The organism is Gelidibacter algens, from assembly GCF_001678675.1.
Lineage (GTDB): Bacteria > Bacteroidota > Bacteroidia > Flavobacteriales > Flavobacteriaceae > Gelidibacter > Gelidibacter algens.
The window spans coordinates 140,680-157,768 of the sequence record NZ_LZRN01000003.1 but is presented as its reverse complement, the minus strand read 5'-3'; the positions used below and the strand labels follow the sequence as shown (position 1 = coordinate 157,768).

15 protein-coding genes are annotated in these 17,089 nt (G+C 37.2%); 7 read left to right on the top strand and 8 right to left on the bottom strand.

Features of this window, described 5'->3' with window-relative positions; all coding sequences use genetic code 11:
- Window positions 1–136 precede the first annotated feature (136 nt).
- Window positions 137–1,261, top strand: coding sequence for a heparan-alpha-glucosaminide N-acetyltransferase domain-containing protein (locus A9996_RS02350; protein WP_083993818.1), 1,125 nt, complete (start codon window positions 137–139; stop codon window positions 1,259–1,261).
- Here A9996_RS02350 and A9996_RS02345 read toward each other — a convergent pair.
- From A9996_RS02345 to A9996_RS02335, 3 genes are all read right to left on the bottom strand, one after another.
- Complete coding sequence (locus tag A9996_RS02345) at window positions 1,258–2,211, bottom strand: phosphoribosylaminoimidazolesuccinocarboxamide synthase (protein ID WP_066430433.1); 954 nt, start codon at window positions 2,209–2,211, stop codon at window positions 1,258–1,260. The genes A9996_RS02350 and A9996_RS02345 overlap by 4 nt on opposite strands.
- 111 nt (window positions 2,212–2,322) lie before the next feature.
- Entirely contained in the window at window positions 2,323–2,826 is a 504-nt protein-coding gene (locus A9996_RS02340; protein ID WP_066430431.1) for a hypothetical protein, read from the bottom strand.
- 195 nt (window positions 2,827–3,021) lie between these two features.
- On the bottom strand, window positions 3,022–3,975 hold the full coding sequence (locus tag A9996_RS02335; RefSeq protein WP_066430428.1) for a PhoH family protein: 954 nt from the start codon (window positions 3,973–3,975) through the stop codon (window positions 3,022–3,024).
- Window positions 3,976–4,175: 200 nt separating this feature from the next.
- Here A9996_RS02335 and A9996_RS02330 point away from each other — a divergent pair, with 200 nt between their 5' ends.
- The 6 genes from A9996_RS02330 (at window position 4,176) to dnaN (ending at window position 9,706) form a co-directional block, all read left to right on the top strand.
- Entirely contained in the window at window positions 4,176–5,009 is an 834-nt protein-coding gene (locus tag A9996_RS02330) for an SAM hydrolase/SAM-dependent halogenase family protein (RefSeq protein WP_066430426.1), read from the top strand.
- Between the two features lie 139 nt (window positions 5,010–5,148).
- Entirely contained in the window at window positions 5,149–5,448 is a 300-nt protein-coding gene (locus tag A9996_RS02325) for a putative quinol monooxygenase (protein ID WP_066430422.1), read from the top strand.
- A 21-nt stretch (window positions 5,449–5,469) separates the two neighbouring features.
- Window positions 5,470–6,177 carry a gliding motility-associated ABC transporter permease subunit GldF gene (gene gldF / locus A9996_RS02320; RefSeq protein WP_066430420.1) on the top strand — a complete coding sequence of 236 codons (708 nt, stop codon included), beginning with the start codon at window positions 5,470–5,472 and terminating at the stop codon, window positions 6,175–6,177.
- Between the two features lies 1 nt (window position 6,178).
- Entirely contained in the window at window positions 6,179–6,673 is a 495-nt protein-coding gene (locus tag A9996_RS02315; RefSeq protein ID WP_066430418.1) for a hypothetical protein, read from the top strand.
- Entirely contained in the window at window positions 6,660–8,330 is a 1,671-nt protein-coding gene (gene gldG / locus A9996_RS02310; protein ID WP_066430417.1) for a gliding motility-associated ABC transporter substrate-binding protein GldG, read from the top strand. Before A9996_RS02315 ends, gldG begins: the two co-directional genes overlap by 14 nt.
- A gap of 257 nt (window positions 8,331–8,587) precedes the next feature.
- Entirely contained in the window at window positions 8,588–9,706 is a 1,119-nt protein-coding gene (gene dnaN / locus A9996_RS02305) for a DNA polymerase III subunit beta (protein ID WP_066430415.1), read from the top strand.
- Window positions 9,707–9,788: 82 nt separating this feature from the next.
- Here the strand turns inward: dnaN and A9996_RS02300 are convergent, their stop codons facing one another.
- From A9996_RS02300 to A9996_RS02280, 5 genes are all read right to left on the bottom strand, one after another.
- On the bottom strand, window positions 9,789–10,127 hold the full coding sequence (locus tag A9996_RS02300) for a DUF4870 domain-containing protein (protein ID WP_066430414.1): 339 nt from the start codon (window positions 10,125–10,127) through the stop codon (window positions 9,789–9,791).
- A gap of 58 nt (window positions 10,128–10,185) precedes the next feature.
- Window positions 10,186–12,474: a TonB-dependent receptor family protein gene (locus tag A9996_RS02295; RefSeq protein WP_066430412.1), complete on the bottom strand. Its 2,289-nt coding sequence runs from the start codon at window positions 12,472–12,474 to the stop codon at window positions 10,186–10,188.
- 121 nt (window positions 12,475–12,595) lie between these two features.
- Window positions 12,596–13,888 carry a PQQ-dependent sugar dehydrogenase gene (locus A9996_RS02290; protein ID WP_066430409.1) on the bottom strand — a complete coding sequence of 431 codons (1,293 nt, stop codon included), beginning with the start codon at window positions 13,886–13,888 and terminating at the stop codon, window positions 12,596–12,598.
- Window positions 13,889–14,057: 169 nt separating this feature from the next.
- Entirely contained in the window at window positions 14,058–15,062 is a 1,005-nt protein-coding gene (locus A9996_RS02285; RefSeq protein WP_066430407.1) for a LacI family DNA-binding transcriptional regulator, read from the bottom strand.
- A gap of 69 nt (window positions 15,063–15,131) precedes the next feature.
- Window positions 15,132–17,000, bottom strand: a complete 1,869-nt coding sequence (locus A9996_RS02280; RefSeq protein WP_066430405.1) for a T9SS type A sorting domain-containing protein — start codon at window positions 16,998–17,000, stop codon at window positions 15,132–15,134.
- Window positions 17,001–17,089 lie beyond the last annotated feature (89 nt).

Genomic DNA, 17,089 nt, shown 5'->3' with positions numbered 1-17,089 from the left:
GTTTTGGTTAGCGATTTTAAAGATATAGTTTTCGACTTAGAAATTTTAAGAATGTATTAAAAAAATCGGGATTACTCTAAAAAGTTACTAATTTTGGATTTTAACATTATATTTACATTTACTAGTTACAACCTCATTGAAACCAAACCGACTTTACTTTATTGATGCTGTTAGGGCCTTTGCCATTTTAATGATGCTTCAAGGCCACTTCGTAGACACACTTTTAAATCCAATTTATAGAGATGATTCTTATATGGCCTATACCATCTGGTCCTATTTTAGAGGCATTACAGCGCCCACGTTTTTTACGATTTCGGGATTGGTTTTTCTTTATTTATTGTTAAAAGCACACGCCAAAGGAAGCGACAAACAGCGTTTGCGAAAAGGTGCCACGCGCGGAGTGATGTTGATTGGAATTGGATATGCCCTTCGGATTCCATTTTTCTCATGGCTAAACGGCAGTTTTGACACGTATTTTCTGGTCATTGATGTGCTCCAATGTATAGGTCTTTCCTTGCTTTTGCTAATTGGGCTATACTTAATATGTAGGAGAAACAGTTATATACTATCCATAGTATTATTGGGTATTGGATGCCTTATTTTTATTACAGAACCCTTATACCGCGAATTGACCTTAAACAATGTCCCGCTTATTTTTGCAAACTATTTGAGCAATTCCAATGGATCTGTATTTACAATGTTACCATGGTTTGGCTATGTAGCTTTTGGCGGATTTTTAGCCACATTATTTTTTAGAAATTCCCAGAAAAAATATTTTAAACAGATTACCCTCACGGCATTTTTCGCCTTGGGCATCATACTTCTCATGTATTCAACTACAATCTTGCACGAATTGTTCTATTTGACGCATGTAGAATTATTTGAACGCGCAGCCAACTATAATTACTTGTTTTTGAGATTGGGGAATGTGTTGTTGTATTTTGGCTTCTTTTACCTTCTTGAACGTTTTATGAAGCAATCCATTGTTACCCGGATTGGAGAAACGACACTGAATATTTACATCGTTCACTTTATAATTATTTATGGAAGTTTTATCGGAATTGGTTTAAAGTATTTCTATTACAAATCATTAGAACCATGGGAAGCCGTGTTTGGCGCCATAGCTTTTATAGTAGCGGTTTGTATTATTGTATTCCACATTGGAAAAACCAACGCCTTTATCTACAAATACCTCAGAAAAATGTTGCATTTAATTAAACCATCACAGGCAAACACTTCTAAAAATACTGATGAGGATTAAGAACGATCAGCCAAAAAACGCTCTACATTTGTTTTAATGCGCACTTGAATTTGACTAACATCTGCCTTAATAAAGGGCTCTCCCATAATATTTTCATAGAGCTCAATATATCGATCAGAAACGGTTTCAATGTACGCATCACTCATTTCAGGAACAGACTGCCCTTCAAGACCCTGAAACCCATTAGTAATTAGCCATTGGCGTACAAATTCTTTTGACAATTGTTTTTGCTGTTCTCCCTTGTCTTGACTATCTAGATACCCTGCTGCATAAAAGTAGCGTGAGGAATCTGGAGTGTGGATTTCATCAATCAACACTATTTTTCCATCTTTTGTCTTGCCAAATTCATACTTGGTGTCTACCAAAATCAAACCCCTACTCGCAGCAATCTCGGAACCTCTTTGGAAAAGTTTACGGGTATAATCTTCTAAAACCACATATTCTTCTTCGCTGACAATACCACGTTTCAAAATATCTTCTCTTGAAATATCTTCATCATGGTCTCCCATTTCTGCTTTTGTTGCTGGCGTAATAATAGGTTCAGGAAATTTGTCATTTTCTTTTAATCCATCCGGAAGAGCAACACCACAAAGCAGGCGCTTCCCAGCTTTATACTCTCGTGCAGCATGGCCTGACATATAGCCACGAATTACCATTTCTACTTTAAAAGGTTCACATAAATGACCTACAGCGACATTAGGATCTGGTGTGGCAATTAACCAATTTGGTACCAAATCTTGAGTTTGTGACATAAACTTAGTCGCAATTTGGTTCAGAATTTGTCCTTTATAAGGGATTCCCTTAGGCATTACCACGTCAAACGCACTTAAACGGTCTGTGGCGATCATGACCAACAAATCGTCATTAATAGTATAAACTTCTCTTACTTTACCCTTGTAAAAACCTTTTTGATTTGGAAAATTGAAGTTTGTAGCTGTTATAGTATTCATTTTAAAGAAATATTAGCAATTGTAGTTGGTACAAAAGTAAGGCTAATGGCCATTATGTAACAAAAAAAAGAGCAGTAAAAACTGCTCTTTTTAAACTTTTAATACTTTGTCTTAAAATCTTAAGTTATAGGTTGCTCCTATTCCAAGCACTTGAATATCGACATCATTTTCAGCAAATGTGTTTTGATAATAGGCAAAGAGATTCCAATCTTCATTATGGTATCCAATTTGTGGATTTACATAAAGGCCTCCTTCATTATCAACATTTGTTAAGAATCCGTAACCGAAATCCGCGCCAACAAATAAGCCTTTTGGTTGAAAGTAATATCTCGCAAAACCAGCAATTGGAACAATGCCAAAATCATCAGCACCATCTTTAGCAAAAAAGTGAGTGTAACCTGTAGCCACACCAATACCAAAATTAGGCGTTACCAAAAATTGACCTTTCAAATCCAATCCAAGAGTAGCAGATGCAAACTCATCACTATCCCCAATTGGCAAACCTGTGTTGAGACCAATTTTTAACCACGAATTTTTTGAAGTAATGTCATCCACCTCCTGTGCAAAAGTTGTTCCTACTATGAACAACGCAAATACTAAAATAACCTTTTTCATGTTTGTAAATATTTTATAAATTAGTGTATCCCATATTCAAAATGTATACCATTACTGAATTATCGAGTTGCAATTCTTTATAAAATATTTAAATGGTTGATTTTGAAATTAGTGGTTAAACTGACAAGCGTTCATTGCTGTCATGTCGCGTCATATGACACCATGTGAATTTGTTCAAGGTTTATTAAAAATCCCTTAATCTCTATTTTCAATTTCTTTATAAGCCTCAATGATTTTTCTGACCAATTTATGACGGATTACATCTGTTTCATCCAGATATACTATACCAACACCTTCCACGTTTCTCAATATCAACAAGGCCTCTTTTAATCCAGAAGTGGTGCGTTTTGGCAAATCCACTTGTCCAGGATCTCCCGTCAGCAAAAATTTGGCGTTTTTACCCATTCTGGTCAAGAACATCTTCATTTGGTTGTGGGTTGTGTTTTGTCCTTCGTCCAAAATCACAAACGCATTATCCAGGGTTCGCCCACGCATAAACGCCAATGGTGCAATTTGAATGGTCCCATTTTCAAGAAATTGTGCCAGCTTTTCTGCCGGAATCATATCTCTTAAGGCATCATATAAAGGTTGCATATAAGGATCCAATTTCTCTTTCAAATCCCCAGGAAGGAAACCGAGGTTTTCACCAGCTTCTACAGCTGGCCTGGTTAAAATAATCCGTTTGACTTCCTTATTTTTCAAGGCCTTTACTGCCAAAGCAACACCCGTATAGGTTTTACCTGTTCCCGCAGGACCTATGGCAAAGACCATATCATGTTGGCGCATACTTTCAACCAATTTACGCTGATTGGCAGTGTGTGGCTTGATTATTTTACCACCAACACCGTGTAGAATCACGTCGTTACTTTTTTCTGTGGATGTATAATCTTCACTGCTGTCTCTTGTTAAGATCTGCTCTATGGCATTTTCGTCAAGTGAATTGTATTTTGCATAATGCGCAGTCAACATTGTGAAGCGTTTATCAAATTCTTCCAGCACATCCTCCTCACCATAGACTTTTATCTTATTGCCTCGTGCGACGATTTTTAACTTTGGAAAATATTTTTTAAGAAGTTCAATATTAACATTTTGGGCTCCAAAAAAATCTTTTGGAGCAATTTCCTCTAATTCGATTATAAGTTCATTCAAAAGCTATGGGATTTAATAAATTAATCTCTTAAGTTTTATTAGTTTTGTGTGGACTAAAAAAGTCACGTATTTTTCACGCTACCTTACAAATCTAACTGAAAAATTTATAAAAAGTTTCATGGAAACGTTTATTTTTTAAAGAGATAAAAGAAAGCAGGAATACCGTCTTAACCAACTAAAAAAAGAACTCTCAAAAGTACATGGCAATCATCACATTAACAACTGATTTTGGAGAAAAAGACCATTTTGTTGGCGCCATAAAAGGGTCTATTTATAGTGAGCTTGAAGATGTTAAGATTGTTGATATCTCACATTCCGTTTCTCCATTTAATGTTCTGGAAGCGGCCTATATCATACAAAATGCCTACAAGAGTTTTCCTAAAGGTTCCATCCATCTTATTGGGATTGATTCTGAGTTAAACCCAGATAACAAGCACATTGCCGTAAATTTGGATGAGCATTACTTTATATGCGCCAATAATGGCATTATGAGCATGATCTGTAATGAAATTGCTGCAGAAAAGATAGTCGAAATCAACATCCATGATAAAATTGAAACCAATTTTCCGGTATTGGATGTCTTTGTAAAGGTGGCCTGCCATATTGCACGTGGAGGTACTTTAGAGGTGGTTGGAAAAGTTATTTCCAACATTAAACCCATCAAAAACATGATCCCGTTTATTAATGATGAGCAATCTCAAATTATTGGAAACGTTATTTATATTGACAATTACGGAAATGTGGTGACCAATATCCGTCGTAAATTTTTTGAACAGATCCAAAAAGGACGGTCTTTTGAAATTTCTGCACGGAGTTATAAATTTAAGGACATCTATAAAAAATACAGTGATATTGTTAATTTCGAGGTCCCTGAAGAAGATCGTCAGGATGAAGGCCGTGGATTGGTTGTATTTAATTCGTCTGATTATTTAGAAATTGCGATTTATAAAAGTGATCTTGCCACCGTGGGAAGCGCATCAAGCTTGATGGGCTTACAAATGAGAGATACTGTAACGATTAATTTTGCAAAGTGATGTGTTGATGGGGTGACGGGTGACGGATGACGGGTGACGGGTGACGGATGACGGGTGACGGGTGACGGGTGACGGGTGACTGAAGACTGAAGACTGAAGACTGAAGACTAAAAAAAAAGACCAACTAAAATACTAAAAAATGTTTGTAAGAATTAGTAAAAATGTAGTTTTGAGCCTTCTAAGATTGATGCATTTTTGTCGTTTTTTGAAACTAAAAAAAAAGCTCATCAGGGGTTTTGAAGGCTGTGAGTTTTTAGAACTTTACAGAGATAAAACGCATCCCAATATATTTTTTACCTATAGTTACTGGAACGCAGAAGCAGATTTAGAAAATTACCGAAATTCAGATCTATTCAAAAATGTTTGGGCAACAACCAAGAAATCTTTTAATGATAAACCGGAAGCGTGGAGCGTGGATAAGCTCGTTTCTCTTATATAATTTATAACATATATAGAATGTTTGCAATACTTAAAAAAGAAATACAATTCTTTCTTTGCCTCTCCCATAGGCTATCTGGTCATCGCTCTGTTTTTGGTGCTCAACGGACTTTTTCTGTGGTTGTTTAAAGGCGATTTTAATATTTTGGAAAGTGGTTTTGCTGAATTGACGCCGTTTTTTCTTTTAGCCCCGTGGATTCTTGTTTTTTTAGTACCTGCGGTAACCATGCGGACTTTTTCTGATGAAAAAAAACAAGGCACTTTAGAGCTTTTGGTTACCAAGCCCCTGTCTCATCTACAAATTGTTTTAGGGAAATACTTTGGCGCGCTCATATTGATCAGTCTCGCTCTACTGCCTACGCTACTTTATATTGTGGCACTCGACAATTTAAAAATGAGCGCAGACATATTAGACTATGGCAGCATTATAGGCTCCTATCTGGGACTTTTATTTTTGGTAGCTGCTTATACAGCTATCGGACTTTTTGCCTCTACGCTCTCTGACAATCAGATTGTTGCCTTTATAAGTGCCGTTTTTTTATGTTTTTTCTTCTACTTTGGTTTTGAAGGCCTCTCAGATTTAAGTGCTTTACCCCTAGAACAATTGGGGATGGAAGCTCATTATAACAGTATAAGCCGAGGCGTTTTAGATACCAGAGACTTAGTCTATTTTATAAGCATTTCTATATTTTTCATCATTCTAACCCAATTCAACATTCAAAAAAAATAATATGATCCTTACGCCCTTACTTGTTGTTTTTCTAATTATCGTATTTGCATTGACGTTCCTTTTTGTGAACACCATAGACAAACGTAAATGGATTACCATTCCGCTCAGTCTTATTTTGACGCCGTTTCTTTATTTCTACGCATTTTACCCGTTGATAAATATCTTTAGCAGCTACCATCATGAAAAATATTTTGATTCCGAAGTTTGGCTCGACAGCCCGAGTTTTCGTTATGAAATGTATGATAATCTGCAGGTAACGGATACGCTCGTTGGAAAATCGAAAACCACTATTACAGAACTATTAGGAACCTATGAATGGTTGGCTTGGGATGACGCAAAAAATGGATATGATGTTGACCGTTGGAATTATGGTATTGGCATTCTGCCTGGAGCTTTTAATAGCAAATCGGAAGCCTTAGAAATTACCTTTGAGAATGATACAGTGAGTAAAGTCAATAACTTTCAACTAGACCTCAAAATTGATGATAAAAAATAAATCAAACCTTCTAAAAATCGTCTTGCTCCTTGTTGCGCTCATAGTTCTAAATTGGGTTGGCGCTAAGGTGTACAAACGATTTGACCTCACGCAAGATCAGCGCTATACCTTGTCAGAATCGGCTTTGGCCACTGTTAAGGATGTGAAGTCGCCACTGCTTGTAGATGTGTTTTTAGAAGGCAATTTCCCTTCGGAATTTAGACGGTTAAGAACCGAAACCCAGCAGATACTGGAGGAGTTTGCATTAGACTACGATCAGATTGTGTTTAACTTCATCAATCCGCTGGAAGATGAAAACACACGTGACAACAACATTGAACAGCTGATAGAACGCGGTTTGGAACCCTTACAGTTGAGCGTTAACAACAACGGTAAAACCTCCCAAGAATTAATCTTCCCTTGGGCCTTGGCAAGTTACAATGACCAAACGGTCAAAATTCCGCTGATTAAAAATAAAATTGGAGCTACACAACAGGAACTGGTTACAAATTCCATTCAGCATTTAGAGTATGCCTTTGCTGAAGGCTTTCAAAAATTAGTAACCCCAAAAAGTAAAAAGATTGCCATTTTAAAAGGGAATGGGGAATTAGAGGATAAATATTTGGCTGATTTTCTAAAAACCATCAAAGAACACTATTTTCTTGCGCCGTTCACTTTAGATAGTGTTGCCTCTAATCCTGAAGGAACCTTAGAGAAATTAAAAGACTTTGACCTCATTATTGCCGCAAAACCAACCCAAGCTTTTACAGAGGAAGAAAAATTGGTTTTGGATCAGTTTACCATGAATGGCGGTAAAAGCTTGTGGCTCACCGAAAGTATTTTAATGGATAAAGATAGCCTCTTCAACGATGAAGGCCGGGGTGTCGCCATTATAAACGATTTGAATTTAAACGATTTTTTCTTCAAGTACGGCATACGGATCAACCCAGTTATTGTAAATGACATGTACTCTGCACCAATTACTATTGCCATGGGCGAAGGGAGCAATGCCCAGTTTCAGCCTTTAAAATGGCCTTATTCGCCATTGGCAGCCGGCAACCCAGAACATCCCATTACAAGCAATTTGAATTTGGTGAAATTTGATTTTGCAAGTCAATTGGACACATTAAAAAGTAGCACCAACAAGACGCTACTCTTACAAAGCTCCAAACTCACAAAATTGGAAGGTGTTCCCAATGAAATTAGTTTAGAGATCGTCACGCAAGAGCAAGATCCTGCAACGTACAATAGAGGGCCACAAAACTTGGCGGTGTTGTTGGAAGGCCAGTTTACCTCGGCTTATAAGGATCGGATAAAACCATTCAAAACTAATACTTTTAAAGATTCGAGTCCAAATACTAAAATGATCGTAATTGCGGATGGAGATGTCATTAAAAATGATGTTATCAAAAATCAACCTCAAGAGTTAGGTTTTGATCGCTGGACAGGACAAAGCTTTGGGAACAAGGAATTTTTACTAAACGCCGTAAATTATCTGTTAAACGATGACGGCTTATTGGACGTCAGAACCAAAGATATCAACATTGCCTTTTTAGATGCTCAAAAAATAGAGCAAAACAAAACACAATGGCAATTGATATCCATTGTGCTACCGCTGATAATTTTAGCGCTTTTTGGTTTTATTTTCAATTACATAAGACGTAAAAAATACGCCTAACAACAAAGTGATTTCGTTTTCCGGATGATCGTTTTTTGACACTTTCTGAACAAAACTTCTGCACCCTATCAACACATAAAAAGTAAAGTGAATTCTGATACTTTTCAAATGCGACTACTAGCCTTTGCAAAGTCTTCAAGGTTACCAAACATATGCACAAACTGTTAATAAAATTGTATAAGTAAGGCTTAGTAGTATCACTTTAATCAAATATATTTGCTTTGTCTAATAATATAACATACAAAATAAACACATACATGAAGTTTATCGTATCAAGTACCTATTTGCTCAAACAATTACAAGTGTTGGGAGGGGTCATAAACAACTCAAACACCTTACCTATTCTCGATAATTTCTTGTTTGAACTTAATGATTCAAAGCTCACTGTTTCTGCGAGCGATTTAGAGACTACAATGTCTTCCATCATAGATGTTGAAAGTACAAGCACAGGCAGTATTGCGTTACCTGCGCGATTATTATTGGACACCCTTAAAACGTTTCCTGAACAACCGCTTACATTTGTGGCTGAAGACAACAATACTGTCGAGATCAGTTCTAACCATGGTAAATATGCGTTGGCATATGTAGATGGCAATGAGTTTCCAAAAGCGGTAGCGCTTGAAAATCCTAGTACTACAATGGTAATGGGAGATATTTTGGCAACTGCTATTAGCAAAACGATCTTTGCCGCAGGAAATGACGATTTACGCCCCGTAATGAGCGGCGTGTTTTTTCAGTTTTCTACTGAAGGTTTAACGTTTGTTGCGACTGATGCCCATAAATTGGTGAAATATACACGTGAAGATGTCACTGCCAATCAGGTGGCTGAATTTATTATGCCAAAGAAACCTTTAAATCTCTTAAAAGGGATTTTAGCGGGTAATGATGATGCCGTAACCATTGAATATAATGACTCCAACGCAAAATTCACCTTTGAAAACTCTGTATTGGTGTGTCGCTTGATTGATGGAAAATATCCTAATTATGAAGCGGTGATCCCTAAGGAAAATCCTAATAAGTTGACTATTGACAGAAACCAATTTTTAAATTCTGTCAGACGTGTGAGCATTTTCTCCAATAAAACAACACATCAAATACGCTTAAAAATTGCAGGTGCTGAATTGAATATTTCGGCAGAAGATATTGATTACAGTAATAAAGCAGAAGAACGTCTCACTTGTGATTACCAAGGTGATGATATGCAAATAGGTTTCAACTCCCGATTCTTGACTGAGATGTTGAACAATCTTGGTGCCAATGAAGTGCAACTTGAAATGAGCTTACCAAATAGAGCCGGAATTTTAACGCCTATTGACGGCTTGGATGAAGGTGAACGCGTGACTATGTTGGTGATGCCTGTGATGCTTAACAATTAGAACAAATAAAAAAGTCCGCTCTTATTTTAATAAAAAACGCCTACTCAAAAAAGTAGGCGTTTTTGCTTTATCTAATGATTGTTTAACTGATAAAATTAAAAGACAAAGGATATCTTGGTGTTTCGCCATTGCTGGCTTTAATGGCATTGATGACAGGGAAAACGACAGACACAATACCTAAGACGATAAACCCTAAAATTCCCAACCCGAACAAAAGAATAAGCGGCACACAAATAATACAATAGACAATCATACTTAACTGAAAGTTGATGATGTTTTTTCCATGGCTATCCATTTGATATACTTTCTCCTTTTGGGTCACCCAAAGAATTAAGGGTAAAATTAAACTTCCAAAACCTGTAAGTAAGGTTATTAATTGGCTCAAATGTGTAATGACGATTAATGTTCTATCTTCTCTCATGATGTGGTTTGATTGATGTACTTGTATGACGCTCAACAAGCAACATTGTTACAATTTTCTAAAAATTATAGTTCAGCTTGATGCCACCATAGTAATTACGAGGGTTTCCAGGATAGTAATATCTTGGTTCTGAATTATTGAATCCGGTGGCATTGATAAGAATGGAAGAAGCGTATTTGGTATCTGCTAAATTATTGACTCCAAAATTCACTTCATAACCAAGCCGTTCAAGAAGTTGACCAACGTAATTGAGCTTTAAATTTAAAAGGTTGTAGGCATCACTGAAAAGACTGTTGGCATCATTCATAGGCATTTCACCCACATACAGATGATTGAAAAACAAAGAGAATTGATCAAAATTTAAAGCTACTCCAGAAGCCAGGGTTACATTTGGAACTCCAGTAAGTTCATTCCCTGAAAAATCGATATCCTCATCTATAAACTCTTTAAATTTATGCCAATTGAAGGATGCATTCACGTAGGGCGAAACCTTAAAGCTTTCTGTGAACACCAGCTTGTAGTCGGTTGAAATTTCCAATCCTTGGTGTAAGGTCCGTCCCGCATTTCTGCCAATATATTGATCATCTCCTACCCTTTGGGCTACCAATAGATCTTTTATATCCAAAATGTAGTAAGTCGCCAAAATGTGCCAACGTTTCTTAAAAAAATAAACTTGGCTACCAATTTCATAATTATAGCCTTTTTCTGGACTGATTTCAGGATTGATCAAGCCATCAGGAGTTAAGGTCTCCTCTAAACTCGGGTAATTGAAACCGTAACTTACATTGGCAAAAACTTGTTGTTGCGGATTAAGCTGATAGGTCAGGTTTACATTTGGAGCTATAATATCATCAAAATTTCTTGTGGCGCTTTTATTCCTTTCTTCAGGATTGAAATCGTCCTGAAAATCATAAGTTGTCTTGTTATAATTCATCCCGAACTGCAGGGTCACTTTGTTCAAAACGGGAAGTGTTATACTAGAAAAGACATTCAGTTGTGCTCTATTTTCTTGATTATTGCTTAATAATATACCCTGCAAACTTCCATTTCCATTGTTAGTGGCATAGCGGTTTTCAAAAGTTTTCCAATGGTAGGCATCCTGATACAGTTCTGTCCCAAAATGCCATTCCGCTGGTCTTCCTAAAAAATCAAAACTGTTGGTAAAAAGGGTTCGCAATCCAACACCCTCTGTAAATTCGTCTAAAATATTGAAAGGTCGCGGTTCATAATGATCAGAATAAGAATAAAATACACTGGTGCTGTTCTCCCAGCTTTTTGAGAATTTATGGTTCAGGTTAATCCCTGCCAAACTTTGGGCATCGTCTTCATAACCTTTCGCTTTTGACCATGTGAATGCTGCTTTGGATGGGTTTTGCAGGTAATCAGTCTTTCCAATTGAACTTGGAATCTCTGCTCTGTAATTGCTGTGATTGAGCAATACTGACAGCAGGGTGTTATCATTTAATCGGTAACTGGAATTCAAAAAATAAGAATTTTTATTATACCGACTATTATCACGATAACCATCAAGTTCTAAATGATCATATGCAAAATGCAGTGAAAAATTGGTGTTGGAAAAATCAGAAGACACACTGTTTTTTAACAACCCAAAAGAACCTACGGTTGTACTGTTCTTGAAAGAGAGACCTTGCGTTTTGGATTTTTTGGAATTCAACAATAGTGTTCCACCAAGGTTGGTGCCATATAATGTGGCTTTCGGACCTTTAATAACTTCAATGGATTGTAGATCTTCCGGATCATACACATCCAAGGCCGTTTCCCCAACCCCATTGGTAATGGGAATGCCATTAAAATAGGCTTTAATTTTATTGGTACCGTAAAGCGTGCGTGAACCCACCCCTCTTATGGTAATGCGGTTGGTGTTTATAGCGCCGCTTTGAATATAGACACCAGCAGTTTTGTTTAAGGCATCTACGAGTGCCACGGGACTCTGCTGGTCCAAGGCCTCACTTGTGATAGTATTCGTGGGTGTGATGACAAGGCTTTTAATTTCTGGCGGTGCCACTATCAGAACAGGACTAAGCTCTTCAATTGTAATCGTTTCCATTAAATAAAATATTTGGTTAACTTCAGAAAATACAGCTGTTTTAAATTGAAACTCTGGATGCTCAAGTGTGATTTCCAGTGGAAGGCTAAAATTTTTTGGGAGCACAAATTGTCCATTGTCATCTGTTTTTGAAATCACCTGATTATTGTTACTGACGGAAACATCAGCAATAGGAATACCTCGTTCAGATTTGACTAGGCCCTTCACCTCTTGTGCTTGGAGCATATTAAAAAAAACGGTTATGAATAACATAACCGCCTGTAACTTTAAAAACCTCATCCTATTTTATTTAGTTTTTTGGGTTCAATTCCTCGAGGCTCTGCCTCGTTTTATTTTTTTGGAATCTAGAATTTTACTTTTTTGGAATTTAATACGTCGTGGGGGCTGCCACCGAGGTAGTTTATGGTGTCTTATAACTAACTTTCCAAATGGAATTACCAGCATCATCATTAACCAGCAAATCACCTTGTGGACTCACCGTCACAGCAACAGGACGTCCATAAACATCTGATCCTTTTTCTTCAGCAATAAAACCGGTTAAAAAATCTTCAGGTTGTTTTGGTATTCCGTTATCAAAAGGAATAAATACGACTTTGTATCCAGATAAGACTGAGCGGTTCCATGAGCCATGCTGCCCTACAAATGCGCCATTTCTATATTTTTCAGGAAATGCAGTGGCATCATAAAATGTAAATCCCAAAGGGGCTGTGTGTGGCCCTAAAGAAACATCAGGAATGATCGCTTTTTCAACCAACTCTGGAGCTTTTCCTTCTAACCGTGGATCTTCAATCTGACCAAAATAAGAATAAGGCCAGCCGTAAAATCCACCTTCCTTAACGCTGGTTGCGTAATCGGGAACTAAATTATCGCCAAGCTTATCGCGCTCATTAATGGCAGACCATAACTCTCCATTTGCAGGATTCCAATCCATGCCAACAGGATTTCTCAATCCGCTAGCGTAAATTTTCTCATCAGAACCATCCAAGTTTACAACCAATATGTTTGCCCGACGTATTTCTTCATCCATACCATGCTCACCTACATTACTGGCAGATCCGACTGAGATATAGATTTTATCTTGCGCGTCATTAGTAATGATATTCCGGGTCCAATGGTTGTTGTAACCGCCTGCAGGTAAATCGACAATTTTCCTGCCTTCTACATCTTTTAGCGACGTTTGATCTTTTTTATACGGATATTTATAAAGTCCGTCAGTATTTGCCACATAGAATGAATTATCAATGATCAACATCCCGAATGGCTGATTCAAATTTGCAAGAAACGTTTCGCGAATCTCAAATTTGCCGTCATTATTTCTATCTCGTAAAACGGTGATTTTTCCTGATTCCTTTCCTGTGGTTGCTTCACTCACAAATAAATCGCCGTTGGGTCCAAAATAGGACCAACGCGGATTATCAAACCCATCAGCATATTTTGTGACGGTAAATCCTTCAGGCGCTTTTGGAAGCGTGTTTTCTGGCCAATCTACCATGTTATTGCTATTGGCCACAGATTCTGTAGCGTATGGTGCAGGGAGAATCAATTCTCCAACGGCAGTCATAACCGTATCACCAGAATGGACTATTTCCTGTTGCTCTTCATTACTATTATCCATCTGATTTTCTGTATTAGATTTACAAGAAATAAGAAGTGTTAGGCCTAATATGCCCAATGCTTGAATATATGTTCTCATTGGTTTACGTTTTTCATAAAGTTATGCATTTACAAATCACAGGAGCTTGTAATGTATTCAATTTTAAAAAATGTTTAACAAAATTTTTAGGGGAAGATGAGAGATTACTGGATAATCATAAATACTATTAAACAGAAAGCGAAGTCTCAAGAGAGCATGTGACAACGACTTATTTTGTAGTACCTCTTAAAATTAAGTTCGTCTTAATAGTTTTTGTCACATGAGTGGTGGTGGATTTTTTTTGTAATCTATCAATCATGAGTTTTACAGACGATTTGCCAATATCAAACGTATGTTGTGAAATTGTAGATAATTTAGGATCTGTATACGCTAGGACATTGTCATCAGAAAAACCAATAATCGATAAATTTTCAGGTACTTTGTAACCTCTTCTTAAGGCTTTGTGTAAAGCGACTACGCCAGAGGTATTATCAATGGATAATATGCCATCTACTTTGCTATTAGAAATAAACAGATTATCTATCGTTTCTTCTAAATCGTCATCTTTACCTACATGAATAACAATTGGCTCCTGTTGAGAAGTGGTATCTTCTTCCAATGCTTTGAGATAGCCGTTTGTTCTTAATTTGCCCACACTCAATTCTTCAATTTCACTTATGAGTACGATGTGTTTGCGTCCTTCACTCAAGAGATGTTTGGTAGCTTCATAAGATGCTCCAAAATCGTCTATAATCACCTTGTCGCAATCAAGATCTACAACTCTATCGAACAAAACCATAGGGATGCCCTGATTTAAAATGACAGCAATATGATCAGTCTTGTTTTTGACTTGGGTCTCTTCGGCTATAGACATGATAAATCCGTCCACACTGCCATTAGACAGCAGCTGAAGACTGTTCTCCTCTTTTGAAAGCATTTCATTGGAAACACAAGTAATGATATTATAGCCCTGTTTGGAAGCTTCCATTTCAATGGCATAAAGGGCTTTCGCAAAAAAATGATTGAGTATATTAGGAATGATCACACCCAAGGTTTTTGTTTTATTGCTTTTTAAGCTCAAGGCCATTTTATTGGGCTGGTAATTAAGATGTTTTGCCAATTCTTTAACCCGCTCAATCGTATCTTTACTTATTTCTTCGCTGTTGTTCAAAGCTTTAGAAACCGTAGATACAGATACATTTAATTGTTCAGCTAATTGTTTGAGGGTTACCATGGGTTTTTAAAATTAAAAAGAGTGTACCTGATAAAAGTACACTCTTTATTTATAAATCAAAATGGTTCCTTAATTTTTTAACAACTTTATCGTGGTCATCTTGCCATTCATCTTAATGATAGCAAAATACAAACCTGGAATCAAACTGTTATTATCAATTTTGGCCGTTAATCCATTTATGGGCAAATTTAAAACTTGTTTCCCCAGCACATTATATAAACTGACGGATTCCATTAGCGTTGTGCTGTTAATGTTCCAGCTATTTTGACTAGGGTTTGGATACACTTTGAAATTACCAACTTCAAATTTGTTTAGCCCCAAGGAAGCCACGGAAGAAAAGTAAACGTTGTCAATATAGAAATCAAATGTTCCCGTTGGTTGACCTGAAAAAATAAGCTGTTGGATTGAATTTCTGGAAGTCAATAGATTTGCAGCATTGGTCACTCTAGTAGCATCAGCAAAATCATCAAGAGGAATATCCAAAGTTACCCACTCGCCTTGTGCAATATTGTAAGCGATCTCTCCCTCAACAGTTCCGGCATCCAAATCGACTAATTTGACACGGAATACCGTTGCATTGGGTGACCACACATCCACATGAAAAAAGTTCATTGCTGTGGCATCTACCGCGTTTGGTGCGTAAAATTCAACGCCTACAAAGTCTGCATCGGTATATCGTTTGGCTTCAGAACCAGCTGTACCATCAACTTGAATATTATCACTATAAGTTGTTGTTTTCGGGCTCCAATCAGATTTCCAAGAGCTCACATTAACATTAGTTGTGTATGAGTTGCTGTACATGTTTATAACTTGAGACTGCAACGGCGAAGGTACTGGCGCCGCAACATTAGGTTCAACAGCTGCTGCTGAATAGAAGTATATATTATCAATAAAAGCAGTTCCTGAACCCTTAATAAAGATAAGTTGTGCTAAGTTTGAAGTACTTGTCAGACCTGTAAAATTTGACAATGGAATATCATAACTTATCCATTGTCCTGCGGCAGGAGCTGTAAATGTAATTTCAAATTCACTATCATCACCTCCTTGAAACGTCTGATTGGCGCCGAAGTCGACCAGTTTTACACCAAAATTATTAGCATCAGGACTCCATAAATCAATATGCAAAAAGTTTTTTGTAGAGGCGTCAATTATATTAGCACCAGTAAATTCTATTCCCGTAAAATCTAAGTTCACATATTTTTTGAGATTGTTACCAGCAATGGTTTCATCCGTCAGTGTTGAACCTCCAAATTGATTGAAACCATCAACTGCTACATCGGTGTACGCGTCACTAAATATTGAAATAACATCCGCAGCATTTTCAGTAGGTACTGACGGTGCATCAGAAGGAGCCGTAGCAACAGCTATTGCATTGGCTGAAAACACGATGTTATCAATAAGATTGACATTAGCTGAAGCCCTTGTTTGCCAATCCGGAAAAATCACAATTCTGTTGATGTTCACGTTTCCAGCGTTTGTGATAAAAGGTGACAAATCATAGGTCAAAGTTTCCCAAGTATTGACTGAGGTGTTGGATTGACTCAATTGAAAAACTGTCCCTTGCGTCGCATTTATAAAAGATACGCGTGTTTCACTAATTTCTTCCTTATATACCATTAAGGTCAAAGTGGTTGTGCTCGCATCTAAAACCCAAGTTCCAAAAACTCCCGGTTGTCGGGTTTGAAATCCAGCAAAAGTCTGTGAAGGTGGTACTGGGTTAGTTGTCATTTGTAATGCAGTGGCGCTGGTATTTATTCCAGAAGTTGCTGGGTTTGCCACCATTAAATCTGCATTATCGCCATCGGCGTTTTCAAAAGTGCTCCATTCATTGGGATCACTTCCATCTGATCCAGGTTCAAACGTAATGTTGTACGTTGTTTGTTGTGCATATCCTAGTGAAACCACCAAAAGAATAAGCGTCAATGTAATTTTTTTCATGATGTTTGTATTAAAGATTATTTACAAGAGCTTGACAACAATTACGAAATCAAAACGAAACTCTTTAAGAATGTGATCAATGCCGGTCT

Bases quoted from the DNA above. Each gene is read 5' to 3' on its own strand.
- A9996_RS02295 (WP_066430412.1), bottom strand. From the start codon at position 12,474: ATGAGGTTTTTAAAGTTACAGGCGGTTATGTTATTCATAACCGTTTTT.
- A9996_RS02300 (WP_066430414.1), bottom strand. From the start codon at position 10,127: ATGAGAGAAGATAGAACATTAATCGTCATTACACATTTGAGCCAATTA.
- A9996_RS02280 (WP_066430405.1), bottom strand. From the start codon at position 17,000: ATGAAAAAAATTACATTGACGCTTATTCTTTTGGTGGTTTCACTAGGA.
- dnaN (WP_066430415.1), top strand. From the start codon at position 8,588: ATGAAGTTTATCGTATCAAGTACCTATTTGCTCAAACAATTACAAGTG.
- A9996_RS02285 (WP_066430407.1), bottom strand. From the start codon at position 15,062: ATGGTAACCCTCAAACAATTAGCTGAACAATTAAATGTATCTGTATCT.
- A9996_RS02330 (WP_066430426.1), top strand. From the start codon at position 4,176: ATGGCAATCATCACATTAACAACTGATTTTGGAGAAAAAGACCATTTT.
- gldG (WP_066430417.1), top strand. From the start codon at position 6,660: ATGATAAAAAATAAATCAAACCTTCTAAAAATCGTCTTGCTCCTTGTT.
- A9996_RS02345 (WP_066430433.1), bottom strand. From the start codon at position 2,211: ATGAATACTATAACAGCTACAAACTTCAATTTTCCAAATCAAAAAGGT.
- A9996_RS02290 (WP_066430409.1), bottom strand. From the start codon at position 13,888: ATGAGAACATATATTCAAGCATTGGGCATATTAGGCCTAACACTTCTT.
- A9996_RS02325 (WP_066430422.1), top strand. From the start codon at position 5,149: ATGTTTGTAAGAATTAGTAAAAATGTAGTTTTGAGCCTTCTAAGATTG.
- A9996_RS02315 (WP_066430418.1), top strand. From the start codon at position 6,179: ATGATCCTTACGCCCTTACTTGTTGTTTTTCTAATTATCGTATTTGCA.
- A9996_RS02340 (WP_066430431.1), bottom strand. From the start codon at position 2,826: ATGAAAAAGGTTATTTTAGTATTTGCGTTGTTCATAGTAGGAACAACT.